Genomic DNA, 13,822 nt, shown 5'->3' with positions numbered 1-13,822 from the left:
GTGTATAGGTGACGGTACCCCGCCGGGGCTTGGGAGGGGGATCGGCCCGGCGGGGTAAGGTTCGGATCGGCCCGGAGGCTACAGCTGGGCGACGTGCGCGCCCGTCACGTACCCAGAGGTGATGGCCCGTCCAATGGAAAGGCCCTCGATGTCCATAGGGTAGTCCACGCCGCCGAAGAACTGGCCGGAGGCGTTGCCCATGGCGAAGGGCCCTTCGATAGGCTACGGGTCGGGTCGACCCGTCGGGCAAGGCCCCGTCGTAACTTTGCAAGGCCCCGCCCGACGGGCGGGGAGGGTTTCCGAAGCGCCCGATCAGGGGAGGCACGGCCTGAGGTTTGGCGAACGCTGATTCGCGTTAATCTCTTTTTGACATAGACCGGAGAGGCGTCTAGCGCAAAATCACGGTTAAGAACGATTTTTCGGTCGGATTGGATTTCACGACCTGGCATTTCTCTAAAAATGCTCCTCTAGAAAGCGGAAAAATCGTTCTTAACCGTGATTTTGTGCTATCGCATCGACGGCGGTTTTGGCTAGCATAGTTGTCTCTCTGCGCACCCGTAAGGTTTCCACGATCCGCAGGGCTTCCGACGGGTGCGCCCCCGCCGCGCGCCCTTGCGTGCTTGCGGGCTCCGCTCGGAAAACGCGCCGAAGTCCCGCCGCCCCGCCGCGCGCCTGCGCGCCCATGTGCAGACGCGCGCCAGACGAGTGCTGTTTCAGGCAACTCCTCACCGAGCGCGGCGCGCAGGCCGCCCCTTCTCGCGCGCACCCTGCTTCCTCGTGCGAGCGTGCGCTTATCAAGACATGCAGGGACGTGGCGACCTGCGGTCTGCATCCTGAACCCCCGCGCGAACATGCGTTTATCGAGGGGATGGGTGCGCGCGGCCCGCACGCGCAGGCCCGCGCGCGGGCGGTGCGCTACAATAGGCGCACCCGAACGGCAAAGGAGCCTTCCATGTGCGGAATCGTTGGATACACCGGGCATCGTCCCGTGAAGAGCATCCTCATCGAGGGGCTGGCGCGTCTCGAGTATCGCGGCTATGACTCGGCGGGCATCGCCGTGGAGCAGGACGGCGCGCTTGAGGTGGTGCATTGCAAGGGCAAGGTGAGCGGGCTGGCGCGCCTCGTCGAGCCGCTCGGCCTTGCGGGCACGTGCGGCATCGGCCACACGCGCTGGGCCACGCACGGCCGCCCGAGCGAGGCGAACGCGCATCCCCACACCTCCTGCGACGGGCGCGTGGCCGTCGTGCACAACGGCATCATCGAGAACTTCGCCGAGCTGCGCGAAGAGCTGGAGGGGCGCGGGCATGTGTTCACGAGCCAGACCGACACCGAGGTCATCGCGCACCTCGTGGAGGAGGGCCTTGCCGAGAGCCGCGACCTTCTGCAGGCCGTGCGCGAGGCGACCGAGCGTTTGATCGGCGCTTACGCCATCGCGGTCACGAGCGACCGGGAGCCCGGCACCATCGTGGCGGCGCGCAAGGACTCGCCGCTCGTGGTGGGCCTCGCCAAGGACGGCGCCTACGTGGCCAGCGACATCATCGCCGTGATCGACGGCACGCGCGACGTGGCGGTGCTGGCCGACGGCGAGATGGCGAAGCTTGCGCCGGACGCCGTGACGTTCTACAACGCGCGCGGCGAGGCGTTCGAGCCCGAGGTGACGCACGTCGATTGGGATCTCGACGTGGCCGAGAAGGGCGGCTACCCCGACTTCATGCTGAAAGAGATCCACGAGCAGCCCCGCGTCATCCGCGACACGCTGGCGGGACGTCTCGTGAACGGGGCGCTGTCCATCGACGAGCTGGACCTCACGCTTGAAGAGCTCAACCTCATCGACCGCGTGTACGTCATCGCGTGCGGCACGAGTTACCATGCGGGCCTCATCGCGAAGAACCTCATCGAAGGCTGGGCGCGCATCCCTTGCGAGGTGGAGGTGGCGAGCGAGTTCCGCTACCGCAACCCCATCATCACGCCCACGACGCTCGTGGTGGCGGTGTCGCAGTCGGGCGAGACGGCCGACACGCTGGCCGCCATCCGCGACGCGCGCGTGAAGGGCGCGCGCGTGTTCGGCATCACGAACGTGGTGGGCAGCCCCGTGGCGCGCGAGAGCGACGGCGTGATCTACACGAAGGCGAACAAGGAGATCGCCGTGGCGTCCACGAAGTCGTTTCTGGGGCAGGTGGTGTCGCTCACGCTGCTGGCCATGCTGCTCGCCCAGGTGAAGGGCAAGCTCAAGACGAACCAGGTGCGCCTGTTGTTCCACGAGCTGGCCGACACGGCCGAGCAGGTGGAGCGCATCCTGGCCGAGTGCGAGCCGGCGGTGGATGCGGCCGCGCGGGCGTGCGCGGAGGCGAAAAGCGCGCTGTTCGTCGGGCGCGGCATGGGGGCGGCCATCGCGTGCGAGGGCGCGCTCAAGCTCAAGGAGATCAGCTACCTGCACGCCGAGGCGTATCCCGCCGGCGAGATGAAGCACGGCCCCATCGCGCTCATCGACGAGGGCTTCCCCGTCATCGCGGTGGCCACGCAAAGCCCCGTTTACGACAAGGTGGTGTCGAACATCCAGGAGGCGAAGGCGCGCGGGGCGATGGTGGTGGCCGTGGCAACCGAGGGCGACGAGGAGATTGCCCGCCATGCCGACCACGTCATCCGCATCCCGAAGGTGCGCGACGCGTTCTCTGCCATCACGGCCAGCGTGCCACTGCAGCTGTTTGCGCGCGCCATCGCCCTTGAGCGCGGCTGCGACGTGGACCAGCCGCGCAACCTGGCGAAGAGCGTGACGGTGGAGTAGGCGGGCGTCGCAGGCCCTGCCGGCGGGGCCCGCGGCGCAGGGGGCTTGCGGCCTGCGGGGTGCGTCGGTGCCGCAGGCGAGCGAAGCCTCCGGTTATCGCGCGGCTTCGCAATGCCCCGCCGCGGCTTCGCCGAGTAGGGCTCGTCCTGTTTGGGCGCGCGGCGCGATGGCGAGTGAACCATCGGGTTGTCTGGCGCGCGTCGAAGCGGACGGTGCTTCTGTGGCTTGGCGGGCTCGGGCGCTCTCTGCCAACTAGCGCGGGGTTGCGAGGACGGCAAGAGCGGCCCTGCCGGCGCTGGCAGTCTGGCGCGAGAACGCCTCGGCCGCCTGTTTGTCGCCAACGGCACCGTCGGCGCAGGCAGGCGAGGGCGGGCGAAGGCGGCTCTGCAAAGGCGGGTCGTTCGACTCGAGCTTGGATGGGGGCGAATTTGAGGGGGCGGGCCGTTCGACCGGCGAGTCCGAGACGATGTGGAAAGGGAAGGCATGAACGGAAACGAAGCGCTCGAGGGCCAGGTGGGGCTGGGCGTGGACATCGTGGAGATCGCGCGGATGCGGCGCATCCTGGAGCGCACGCCGCGCTTTCGCGAGCGCGTGTTCTCGGAGGACGAGCGCGCCTACTGCGACGCGACCGCCAACCCCGAGACGCACTACGCCACGCGGTTCGCCGCGAAGGAGGCCGTGGTGAAGGCGCTCGGGACGGGGTTCTCACGCGGCATCGGCGTGCGCGACATCGAGGTGCGCCGCAACGCGAAGGGCCGCCCGGTCGTGGCGCTGCACGGGCGCGCGAGGGAGGTGGCGCGCGAGCTGGGCGTGCGCGAGCTGCCCGTATCGCTGTCGTTCACGCACACCGAGGCCGTGGCCTGCGCGATGGCCATCACCGAGGACAGCGTGCGCGCCGCCGAGAAGCGCGTCGACCCCATGGAGGAGCTGTCGAGGCAGTTCAAGGAGGCGCGCGCCCTGCTCGACGAGATGGATGCCCCGCGCGCGAGCGGGGCTGGCGGGACGAAAGCCGCGGCGACCTCGCGCGGCATCGGCGGCGCGGGGTCGCCGGCTCCGTCGGCGCCCTTGGCGGCAAGCGCCGAGGCGGTCGCGCGCGCCGGGGGGAAGGCGAAGGACGCCGAGGGGCCGAGGGGCGCGGCATGCGCGAAGGACGCGGCACCGGTAGTCGAAGTGCTCGTCGATGGGGCCGGGCCGAAGGACGCCGCATGCGCGAGGGGCGCGGAACCCGGCGCCGGGGCGCCGGACGCCGAGCCTGCGCCGAGATCCGAGGGCGTCGAGGGGGCGGGGCGCTGATGGTCGCCTGGGACGCGGCGCAGTACCTTGTGTTCGAGCGCGAGCGCACGCAGCCGGCCATCGACCTCGCGCGCCGCATCGCCGGCCGCCGCGTCGCGCGCGCTGTGGACGTGGGCTGCGGCCCCGGCAACAGCACGGCGGTGCTGGCCGCGGCGTTTCCGGACGCGGAGGTGCTCGGCGTGGACAGCTCTCCTGAGATGCTCGACGCCGCGCGCAGCGCCCATCCCGGGCTTTCGTTCGCGCACGCCGACGCGGCGGGAGGTCTGGCCGAGCTTGCGGGCTCGTTCGACGTCGTGTTCTCGAACGCGTGCCTCCAGTGGGTGCCCGACCATCCCGCCCTGCTCGCGCGGCTCATGCGCAAGGTGGCGCCCGGCGGCGTGCTGGCCGTGCAGGTGCCCGTGAACTACGACGAGCCCGTGCACCGCATCATCCGGGAGATCGTCGCCCGGCCCGCTTGGCGCGGCGCGTTCCCGCAGCCGCGGGTGCTCCACACGCTCGCGCCCGAGGAGTACTTCGACGTGCTTTCGCGCATCGCGACGGATTTCTCGCTGTGGCAGACTTCGTACTACCATCGACTCCCGTCCCACGAGGCCGTCTTGGCGTGGTATCGTGGCACGGGGCTGCGCCCGTACCTCAAGGCGCTCGGAGAGCGCGATCGCGCCCGGTTCGAGGCCGACGTGCTCGCCGAGGTGGAGAAAAGCTACCCCGTGCGGGAGAACGGCGAGGTGATGTTCCGCTTCCCCCGCCTGTTCTTCGTCGCCGAAGCCTGAGCGATCTGCGCAGGTCCCCGATCGCGGATCGCCGCGCCCGCCTCGGGCGCAGGAGCCGTGCGGCGGCGGGAGGGTCCGTTTGGCGGGCGCGTGCGATGTGCAGGCTCGGCGGGCGCGCAGAAGGGCGCCGCATGCCGGGCGCGAGCCCTGCGGGCGCGCGGAGGGGTGCGTCGCATGCGGTGTGCAGGCTCTGGGGGCGCGCGGAGGGGGCGCGTCGCGACGTGTCGGCCTTGGCGGGAAGGAGGCGGGGAAGTGGGGATGAGGGACGGTCTGCGAAAGGGGCTTCGCATGATCGCTTCGGAGCAGGTTGGATTCGGGCTTTTCGGCGCGCTCGTCTTGCTGGCGACGCATCGGTCGAGCCCCTTCGTGCTCGCGTCCGGCCTCTCTTCGTGGGCGCCGTTCGTGTTCGGGTTCTTCGGCGGCCTGTGCGTCGGCGGCGCAGCGCTCGCCTTGTTGCGAGCGCGGGCGTCGGGCGCGATCGGGACGCCCGCATCGCAGCGCTTTGAGAAAGCCCGCGCGGCGTTGGCGGCGTGCTGCCTGGTGGCAGGCGTGTTCTCTGCGGCAGGGGCGTTCTCGTTCGGCGTGGACATCTCCGCGCTCGGCATGCCGTGGTCGTTCGGCGGCGTAATCGCGGGTGCGGCGACGTCGGCGTTGCTCGCGCAGTGGGCCGAGCGGTTCGGCTCGCTTTCGCGCCGCGCCGCGTTCGCAAAGTCGGGTGCGGCGTGCCTCGTCGCGGCGGCGCTGAGCGCGCTTGCAGCGGTGCTGCCCGAATCCGCGGCTTTCGCGCTCGTCGCGGTGGAGGCCGCTGCGGCGGCGGTCCTTTTGTTCACGGGCGAGCCCTTCGGCTCCCCGCTGCCTTCCGACGACGCGACGACGTCCGAGGATGCTGCCGCCCACGCGTCCTCCCATGCGTCCGAACGCGCGCCCGGACGCAGCGCCTTGGCGTTCGCGGCTGCGGTGTGGAGGCCGGCGGCGGGCGCGCTCATCTGCCTCTTCGTGTTCGGGCTCACCTGGGACACCGACCGTTTGGGCGCTCCGCTCAACGACGGCGCTCTTTTGGCGTTCGAGAAGGTGGCGGGTTTCGCCGCGGCCGGCCTCGTCGTCGGGCTGCTCGCCCGGCGGGAGGGAGAGCGCGACCTGCTCGAGACGCTCGTCGGCTTCGTGCTGCCCCTTTTGCTCGTCACGTTCATCGTTCGCCCGTACCTTCTCGACTTCGTCGTCGACCCGATCGCGTTGGGCTTGATCGGCTTCGCACGCGAAACGGGCTTCGCGCTGTTTCTGGCGGCGGCGTGGCTCGCTCTTTCGACGCACGCGCGAGCCTGCGGCCTTCCTCCCGCGTTCGCCATGACGCTGTTCGCGGCGCTCGCCGGAGCGAGCGGTCTCGCGGGCCTGTACAGCCTGCCCGTCCTCGGAGCGGCCTCCACCTTCGTCGGGGCCGTCCTGTTCACCCTGTACCTCGTCATCGTGGTGGTCGCCTCGATGGCGCAGCGCGGCCGCCTGAGCGCGCGCGACGCCCAGGCGATCGAGCGACAGGGCTTCGAGCGCTTCATCGAAGCGCGCTCGGACGAGCTGGCCGAGCGGTTCTCCCTCACTCCGCGCGAACGGGACATCGTCGTGCATCTGGGCCGCGGGCACAGTTACGCCTACATCGCGGGGGAGCTGGTCGTGTCCGAGAACACCGTGCGGACCCACGTGCGCAACATGTACCGGAAGATGGGCGTCTCGTCGCGCGAAGAGCTGCTTGAGATGATCCACGGCGCGTGAGCGTCTTCAAACGGCGCGCGGCGCTTCGGCTCTGCGGGCCCCGAGGGGGTCGAACGGGCGCATTCGGGCGTTTTTCCTGCGGTTTTGGGGAGCCTTCCCGGCGAATTCACATGGATCGTTGATGGCGCGCCGCCCTGCGCGCGTGCTTTCATCTTCCTGGGCGCCGGCGAAGCGGCGCGAAGGAAACCGATCGAAGGAGGAACGCCATGGGGATCGAAGAAACGGAAGCGCAAGCGCGGGGAGCGCTGGACCGCAGGAGCTTCCTCAAGGGGGCGGCGGCGCTGTCGGGGGCGGCGGCGTTGTCGCTGGGCCTTGCGGGCTGCGGGCCGAAGACGGCCGAGGAGGCGAAGGCGAGCGCGGCCGACGCGATGGGGACGTTCAGCGAGGAGGGCGTGGCCACCCCTTCGTTCTTGGTGCCGCCTGAGCCGGTGGACGAGGCCGACATCGTCGAGGAGGTGGAGGCCGACGTCGTCGTGGTGGGCATGGGCCTTGCGGGCATCTGTGCCGCACGCGCCGCGCTCGAGGAAGGGGCGTCGGTGGTGTGCCTGGAGAAGGGAACCGAGTACCACCTGCATTCCCATCAGATCACGGCCATCAACAGCGCCATCGCCAAAGAGCAGGGCGTCGAGTTCACGGACGAGGAGCTTGAGCGCGTTTTGAACCGCATGATGGCCGACGGCCGCGACCGGTGCAACTACAACCTCGTCAAGCACATGGTGTACCACTGCGGAGAGGATTTCGACTGGTACCTTGAGAAGTGCCCCGACTACACCGTGGTCAGGGCCGAGGAGACGGCGGGCGAGACGAAGCTTGACTACGAGGCCATCCTGAACATATGCACCGACGGCTTGGCCGCCCGCGCCGGCCGCCATTTCGACGACGTCACGCCCGAGCGCGAGGAGGCGGCCAAGGCCGGCGCCCCCTACCTCAACCTGTTCAACCATCCCGTGAACCCTGCATGGGACGTGACCGACGAGCGCTATCCCATGTTCGCGTCGGTCATCGCCGTGGAGCCGAACCACTCGTACGTGGGCAAGCATTCCGCAGCCTACGTGGAGGAGCATGCGGACGTGCGCTATGCCGTGTGGGCCAAGCAGCTCGAGAAAGACGACGCAGGGCGCGTGACCGGGGTGCTGTTCGCCGACGAGGACGGGACGTACCGCCGCGCGAAGGCGGGCAAGGGCGTCATCCTCGCGACGGGGAACTTCTCCAGCAATCCGGCGATGGTCGATTACTACTGCCGGTCCGCGGCCGAGCTCGAGCCGACCGGCTGGCCCGAGGTGGACGCGAAGGGCGACGTGACGAACACGGGCGACGGCATCAGCTTGGCGGCGTGGGCCGGCGCGGCCATCGACCGCTCCGAGACGATGACCTACGTGTGCGACTCCTACGGCGGCGCGATGGGCTGCAATCCGTTTCTGCTGGTGGACGGACTGGGCGCCCGCTTCATGAACGAGGACGTGACCGGCGAGGTTTTCGGTGCGAAATCGCTGCGCGTGGCGGGCAAGGTGATGTGGCAGATCTTCGACGACAGCTTCCCCGACCAGGTGGCGAACATGCCCGTGGGGCATCGGTGCTACTGGCGCATCACCGAGGGCTACGACGACATTCCGCTGGGGCATCTGTTCGACCCCATCGGCACGATGACGCGCGCCGAAGTGGAGAAGATGAGCCAGTTCAAGGCCGACACGCTCGAGGAGCTTGCGGAGCAGATGGGCGTGCCTGCCGATGCCTTCGTCGCCACCATCGAGCGTTACAACGAGCTGTACGATCTCGGTCGCGACGAGGACTTCGGCAAACGCCATGACCGCATGGCGCCGGTGCGCACGCCTCCGTTCTATGCGACCGCCATCACGCCGCCGAAGTTCCGCAACACGGTGGGAGGCGTCATGAGCGACGAGCACGTGCACGCGCTCGACGAGAACAACCTGCCCATCGCCGGTTTGTACCTGGCGGGCAGCATGGTGGGCAACCGGTTCCACGGCTGCTATCCCAACACGAACATGGGGCAGAACCACGCGGGCTGCATCGTCTACGGGCGCCTTGCCGGCCAGAACGCGGCGCGGGGCGTGTAGGGGCCTCGCCCGCGCGGATGAGGACGGCGATCTGAAGCCGGCAGGACGGATGGCGATCCTGCCGGCGGCGGGGTCGCGGGGTCTGCCGACGGGGCTGGGGCCATGGGCGTTTTCGGGCGTTCTCAGGGCTCCAGCGCGGTGCTGCGGAGCGGTTTCGGTAAGGGATCGGGCATTTTCTGGCGATATATGACCGGTTTATATAATCAGAAGGGTTAAGTTTACATAAGCTGCCCTGTTTTTGTTGTATTTGCAACGAAAACAGGGCCGCAAGGCGCTCTATAGGCGCTCGAAGATGCTCTACGTTGCGACGGCGGTAAACTATCGTAGAAAACTTTCGGATTCCTTACCGTTTGCGATGGGCTTAGCCGCTGCGAGGACGGATCGGGCGCGACGGGTGCGGCTGCGGGCCGTGCCGCGGCCGCGCACGTCGCGTCGCAGCTATAGAGCCGTGCCGCAGCCGTGGGGGCCTCGGCTTCGGTCGGAGATCGCGGGCGAGGAGGTTGGCGCGCGGTCGCGGCCGGCGGTGCGATCCTGCGGCGGCGCGGCTCGTGCGGGCGCGACCCGCTCGGGGCGCGACCTGCGAGACAGCGACCTGCGGAGGCGCGACCTGCGAGACGGCAACCTGCGGCGGCGCGGGCTGCGAGACGGCGACCTGCGGCGGCACGACCTGCGCAGACGCGTCGGAACCGAGGCCCCGCCGCCTCACGCCTCGCGCAAAAGCTCGGCTATCGCGTGGGGGACGGCCTCGAGCACGTCCTCGGCGACGACGGCCACATCGGTCAGGCGCGCCGCCGCAATGCGGCCCGCGCGGGCGTGCAGCTCGGCGCCGAGCACGGCGGCGTCGAGCGCGTCTGCGCCCTGCGCCAAAAGCGCGCCCACCAAGCCCGCGAGCACGTCTCCCGTGCCCGCTTTCGCGAGTGCGGGCGTGCCGTGGGTCATGCGCACGATCTCGTCGCCGTCGGACGCGTACGTGACGGGCCCCTTCACCAGGGCGATGACGCCCAGGGCGAGCGAGAGCGACCGCGCGAGCGCGCAGGGGTCGTCTGAGGGCAGCCCGAGCGGGCGCGCCAGGCGCGCGGCCTCGCCGGCGTGGGGCGTGACCACGGTGGGAAGCCCCTCTTCGAAGCGCCGCCGCAGCAAAAGCCGGCCCTCTTCGCATGCGAGCGCGTCAAGGCCGCTGCCGTCCACGACCACGGGGATCTGGGCCTGCTCGAGCACGGCGCGCACGATCGGCCCCGATTCCTCGTCGCGCACGTCGAATCCGCAGCCCACGAGGCAAGCGCGCGGTCTGCCCTCGCGCGCGGGCGCCAGGGCCTCGGGCAGGGCGGCGCGCGGGAGCACCACGAGGGACGGCCGCCATGCGCGCACGAGGTCGACAGCCGTCGGATGGGTGACGACCTCGGTGTAGCCTGCGCCCGCCCGCTGGCTCGCGGCCGCTGCGAGGCACGCCGCGCCCGGGTAGCGCTCGCTGCCGACGACGGCCGTGAGCGTGCCGCGCGTGTACTTGTTCGCGTCGGCGGCCGGCAGCGGCACGAGGGCGGCAAGCTCGTCTGCGCGGTACTCTCGGACGCTCTTCTCAGGATTCATGGGCACCCCTTGTCGTTTCGGTCGGACGGGACGGATGGAAGCCGCGTCCGCATTCTACCGCGTATCGTTTCCTCGCGCGAGCCGTGCCACTGCGCGAAGAGGTCGAGCCGCGGCAGGGCCGACTGCGTATCGCCCGCGTGCGGACCGCGCTGCGGACAGCGCGAAAGCGGGCGACGCACCCTGCATCGCGCGTCGTTTGCGCGGACCGCGCTACGGCAAGAGGCTCCGCTGCGAGCGCGAACGCGCCGCGTATCGCCCCTGCGCGCGAGCCGCGCCCGCCCCTCCGGCGCGCGGCGGGACCGAGGGCCGCACGTTACAGTGCGGAAACGATGCGCGCCCCGCCTTCGGGGGCGCGCCGCGCGGCGCTACCATGGCTCGGACGGCCCGCGAAGCGCGGGCGCGCATCGGAAGGAGCGATCGACATGAACACGGTGAAGAAGCACGACGCGGGACTCATCGTCGCGGGCGTGCTGCTCGTCCTCTGCGCGTTTCTGCTCTTCTTCGCGCCGGGGGTCGCGCTCGTCACGCTCACGGCCATCGCCGGCGCGGCGTTTCTCGTGTCCGGCGTCTTCGACATCGTCGCCTACGTGCGGTTCCGCGCGGCGATGAGCCTGTCGGGATGGGCCGTGGCCTATGCGGTGCTCGACATCGTCGTCGGCCTCATGCTCCTCGTCCACCCGTTCGCGTTCGCGGCGGTCATACCGTGGGTGGTGGGCTTCTTCTTCGCGCTGTTCGGAGCGGTGGAGATCGCAGGCTCGCTGCGCATCCGCAAGGTGGGCGCGCCGATGTGGGGCTGGATGCTGTTCTCGGGCATCGTGAGCGCGTTGTGCGGGCTTGCGTTCTTCGTCGTCCCGGCCACGCTGAGCATCTTCCTTGCGGTGTTCGTCCTCATGCGCGGCGCGTCCCTCGTCGTGTACGGATGGAACGCCGGAAAGGCGCTCACGCTGTAGGGAACGGGCGCGGGTGCGGCGCGATCGGCGCGCCCGGCCCCGCAGCTTCCGTCCGCGCGCCCCGCGTCCGTCCGCGAGCCGTGCGGCATCGGGCATCGGACGCCTCTCCGGTGCGCGGTGCGGCGTGAAGCGTATGGTGAAACCATGAGCCGTCCGCACGGCGCAACGCGGCGCGTGGTAGAATCGCGAGCGGAACGATCGAGGGCCCCGAAACGCTTCGGGGCCCTCTTCCAGAAGGATCCCGAGAAAGACGGCGGGAGGAACATGGCCGACGAACAGCAGACGCTTTTGGACGAGCGCGCGCTCGCCGAGGCGACGAGCGATCCGGGCGCGCGCATCGAGCAGCTGCGCCGCGAGATCGAGCACCACAGCTACCTGTACTACGCCAAGGACGCGCCCGAGATATCGGACGGCGCGTTCGACTCGCTCATGCGCGAGCTGCGCGAGTTGGAGGCGGCGCATCCCGAGTTCTACGACGCGGACAGCCCCACGCAGCGCGTGGGCGGCTACGTGGGCGAGCAGTTCGCCCCCGTGCGCCACGCGCAGCGCATGTACTCGCTCGACAACGCCATGGACTTGGAAGAGCTGGACGCGTGGCTCGACCGCGTGACGGAGGCGTTCGGGCGCATGGTGCCCGTGGTGTGCGAGCTGAAGATCGACGGATCGTCCATCGCGCTCACCTACGAGGGCGGGCGCCTCGTGCGGGCCGCCACGCGCGGCGACGGCACCACGGGCGAGGACGTGACGGCGAACATGCGCACGGTGAAGGACGTGCCGCTGCGTCTGCGCGCGGAAGGTCTGGCTGGGATCGCGGCCGGGGCTCGGGGCGGCGCGGCGGGGGCCGACGGGCCGGCCGCGCCCATCGAGCTGCGTGGCGAGGTGTACATGCCCAAGAGCAGCTTCGACGCGCTGAACGCCGCAGCCGAGGCCAACGGCAAGCAGGCGTTCGCCAACCCGCGCAACGCCGCCGCGGGCAGCCTGCGGCAGAAGGATCCGTCCGTCACCGCGCAGCGCGACCTGTCCACGTTCCTCTACGCGGCAGCCGACGAGCGCGCGCTCGCGGCGCAAGGCCAGTGGGAGTTGTTGGAATGGCTGCGCGAGGCGGGCTTCCACGTGAACCCCGACGTGGAGCGCTGCGAGACGCGCGAGGCCGTCCACGCGTTCTGCGAGCGCGCCGTAAAGCGGCGCGAGGCGCTGCCGTACGAGATCGACGGCGTGGTGGTGAAGGTGGACTCGTTCGCCCAGCAGGAGGCGATGGGCTACACGGCGCGCGCGCCGCGCTGGGCTGTCGCGTTCAAGTTCCCGCCGGAGGAGAAGACCACGCTTCTGCGCGACATCACCGTGCAGGTGGGGCGCACGGGCAAGCTCACGCCGGTGGCCGAGATGGAGCCGGTGGTGGTGGCGGGTTCCACGGTGGCGCGCGCGACGCTGCACAACGAGGACGAGGTGCAGCGCAAGGACGTGCGCGTGGGCGACACCGTGATCGTGCGCAAGGCGGGCGACGTCATTCCCGAGGTGCTGGGGCCCGTGCTGGCGTTGCGCCCGGAGGGCGCGCAGACGTGGCATATGCCCGCGACGTGCCCGAGCTGCGGCAGCCCCGTCATCCGCGAGGAGGGCGAGGCGGACTTTCGCTGCATCTCCATCGACTGCCCGGCGCAAGCGCTCGAGCGGCTTTTGCATTGGGCGAGCCGCGGGGCGATGGACATCGACGGCATGGGCGAGGAGATCGTGTCGCGCCTGGTGGAAAGCGGGCGCCTCTCCGACGTGGCCGACTACTACACGCTGGATGCGGTGGAGCTGTCGATGCTGGACATGGGGCGCGTGAACAAGGAGGGCGAACCCATCCGCTTGGGCGAGACGGTGGCGAAGAAGCTCGTGGCCGCCATCGACGCGAGCCGCACGCGTCCGTTCGCTCGCGCGCTCTTCGGCCTGGGCATGCGCCATGTGGGCAAGACCATCGCCGAGGTGCTGGCGGCGGCGTACCCGTCCATCGAGGCGCTCATGGCCGCAAGCGAGGAGGACCTTGCCGCCATCGACGGCGTGGGCCCGAAGATCGCCCGCAGCGTGTACCTGTTTTTGCGCACGCCCGACAACGTCGCCGTCATCGAGCGTTTGCAGAAACGCGGCGTGGCGCTGGCCGACGAGGCGCGCGACGAAAGCGAGCAGCTGCCGCAAACGCTGGCGGGCCTCACGTTCGTGCTGACGGGCTCGCTCGTGGAAAGCGGCATGACGCGCGACGAAGCCGGCGCCGCCCTCAAGGCGCGCGGCGCGAAGGTGAGCGGCAGCGTGTCGAAGAAGACGAGCTTCGTCGTGGCCGGCGAGGCCGCCGGCAGCAAGTACGACAAGGCCGTTGCGCTGGGCGTGCCGGTGCTCGACGAGGCGGCGCTGCTGCGCATCCTCGAGACGGGCGAGGTGCCGCAGACGCCGGAGGCTTCGGCAGGGGAGTAGCGCCCGCCGATTTGAATCCGAAGGCGTCGCGCCGTGGGGGCGGGCGCGCTTGGCGACTTGGCGAGGCGATTCGGGCCGGACGCGGCGTACGCAGCCGTCCGTTTGCGCCGAGCCTTGGCCGCCGTGTCGCGGACGGTCGCGCATCAGCAT

Annotated in this window: 9 protein-coding genes; 7 read left to right on the top strand and 2 right to left on the bottom strand. The window is 70.2% G+C overall.

From position 1 onward, the window contains the following. Window positions 1-78: 78 nt before the first annotated feature. A complete protein-coding gene (locus tag C2L80_RS14575) occupies window positions 79-201 on the bottom strand; it encodes a hypothetical protein (protein ID WP_275668740.1) in 123 nt (40 codons plus the stop codon). Between the two features lie 751 nt (window positions 202-952). On the opposite strand from C2L80_RS14575, the gene glmS reads away from it, so the two are divergent. The 5 genes from glmS (at window position 953) to C2L80_RS06550 (ending at window position 8,687) form a co-directional block, all read left to right on the top strand. Further along, window positions 953-2,785: a glutamine--fructose-6-phosphate transaminase (isomerizing) gene (gene glmS / locus C2L80_RS06570; RefSeq protein ID WP_087198195.1), complete on the top strand. Its 1,833-nt coding sequence runs from the start codon at window positions 953-955 to the stop codon at window positions 2,783-2,785. A 483-nt stretch (window positions 2,786-3,268) separates the two neighbouring features. Then, window positions 3,269-4,078 (top strand): holo-ACP synthase, encoded by an 810-nt coding sequence (acpS, locus tag C2L80_RS14305; RefSeq protein WP_239938760.1) that lies wholly within the window; start codon window positions 3,269-3,271, stop codon window positions 4,076-4,078. After that, window positions 4,078-4,848: a methyltransferase domain-containing protein gene (locus C2L80_RS06560; protein WP_087198196.1), complete on the top strand. Its 771-nt coding sequence runs from the start codon at window positions 4,078-4,080 to the stop codon at window positions 4,846-4,848. Before acpS ends, C2L80_RS06560 begins: the two co-directional genes overlap by 1 nt. Window positions 4,849-5,136: 288 nt before the next feature. Beyond that, window positions 5,137-6,612, top strand: coding sequence for a helix-turn-helix transcriptional regulator (locus tag C2L80_RS06555; RefSeq protein ID WP_103262877.1), 1,476 nt, complete (start codon window positions 5,137-5,139; stop codon window positions 6,610-6,612). 206 nt (window positions 6,613-6,818) lie between these two features. Continuing rightward, window positions 6,819-8,687: an FAD-binding protein gene (locus C2L80_RS06550; protein ID WP_103262876.1), complete on the top strand. Its 1,869-nt coding sequence runs from the start codon at window positions 6,819-6,821 to the stop codon at window positions 8,685-8,687. A 702-nt stretch (window positions 8,688-9,389) separates the two neighbouring features. Here the strand turns inward: C2L80_RS06550 and C2L80_RS06545 are convergent. Further along, the gene (locus tag C2L80_RS06545; RefSeq protein ID WP_103262875.1) at window positions 9,390-10,274 is read right to left on the bottom strand and encodes an NAD(P)H-hydrate dehydratase; all 885 of its coding nucleotides are present in this window, start codon (window positions 10,272-10,274) and stop codon (window positions 9,390-9,392) included. Window positions 10,275-10,696: 422 nt separating this feature from the next. Here C2L80_RS06545 and C2L80_RS06540 point away from each other — a divergent pair, with 422 nt between their 5' ends. Together C2L80_RS06540 and ligA are read left to right on the top strand one after the other, a co-directional pair. Continuing rightward, the gene (locus C2L80_RS06540; RefSeq protein ID WP_103262874.1) at window positions 10,697-11,224 is read left to right on the top strand and encodes an HdeD family acid-resistance protein; all 528 of its coding nucleotides are present in this window, start codon (window positions 10,697-10,699) and stop codon (window positions 11,222-11,224) included. A 264-nt stretch (window positions 11,225-11,488) separates the two neighbouring features. After that, entirely contained in the window at window positions 11,489-13,672 is a 2,184-nt protein-coding gene (gene ligA, locus C2L80_RS06535) for an NAD-dependent DNA ligase LigA (RefSeq protein ID WP_087198205.1), read from the top strand. The last annotated feature ends 150 nt before the right edge of the window (window positions 13,673-13,822 follow it).

The organism is Rubneribacter badeniensis (genome assembly GCF_002899695.1).
In the GTDB taxonomy this organism is placed as follows: Bacteria; Actinomycetota; Coriobacteriia; order Coriobacteriales; family Eggerthellaceae; genus Rubneribacter; species Rubneribacter badeniensis.
The sequence above is the reverse complement of the archived record's forward strand: the minus strand, read 5'-3'. Positions and strand labels throughout refer to the sequence as shown.

Excerpts from the sequence above, each read along its gene's own strand:
- glmS (WP_087198195.1), top strand. The coding sequence starts at position 953 with ATGTGCGGAATCGTTGGATACACCGGGCATCGTCCCGTGAAGAGCATC.
- C2L80_RS06550 (WP_103262876.1), top strand. The coding sequence starts at position 6,819 with ATGGGGATCGAAGAAACGGAAGCGCAAGCGCGGGGAGCGCTGGACCGC.
- C2L80_RS06545 (WP_103262875.1), bottom strand. The coding sequence starts at position 10,274 with ATGAATCCTGAGAAGAGCGTCCGAGAGTACCGCGCAGACGAGCTTGCC.
- C2L80_RS06540 (WP_103262874.1), top strand. The coding sequence starts at position 10,697 with ATGAACACGGTGAAGAAGCACGACGCGGGACTCATCGTCGCGGGCGTG.
- ligA (WP_087198205.1), top strand. The coding sequence starts at position 11,489 with ATGGCCGACGAACAGCAGACGCTTTTGGACGAGCGCGCGCTCGCCGAG.
- C2L80_RS14575 (WP_275668740.1), bottom strand. The coding sequence starts at position 201 with ATGGGCAACGCCTCCGGCCAGTTCTTCGGCGGCGTGGACTACCCTATG.
- C2L80_RS06555 (WP_103262877.1), top strand. The coding sequence starts at position 5,137 with ATGATCGCTTCGGAGCAGGTTGGATTCGGGCTTTTCGGCGCGCTCGTC.
- C2L80_RS06560 (WP_087198196.1), top strand. The coding sequence starts at position 4,078 with ATGGTCGCCTGGGACGCGGCGCAGTACCTTGTGTTCGAGCGCGAGCGC.
- acpS (WP_239938760.1), top strand. The coding sequence starts at position 3,269 with ATGAACGGAAACGAAGCGCTCGAGGGCCAGGTGGGGCTGGGCGTGGAC.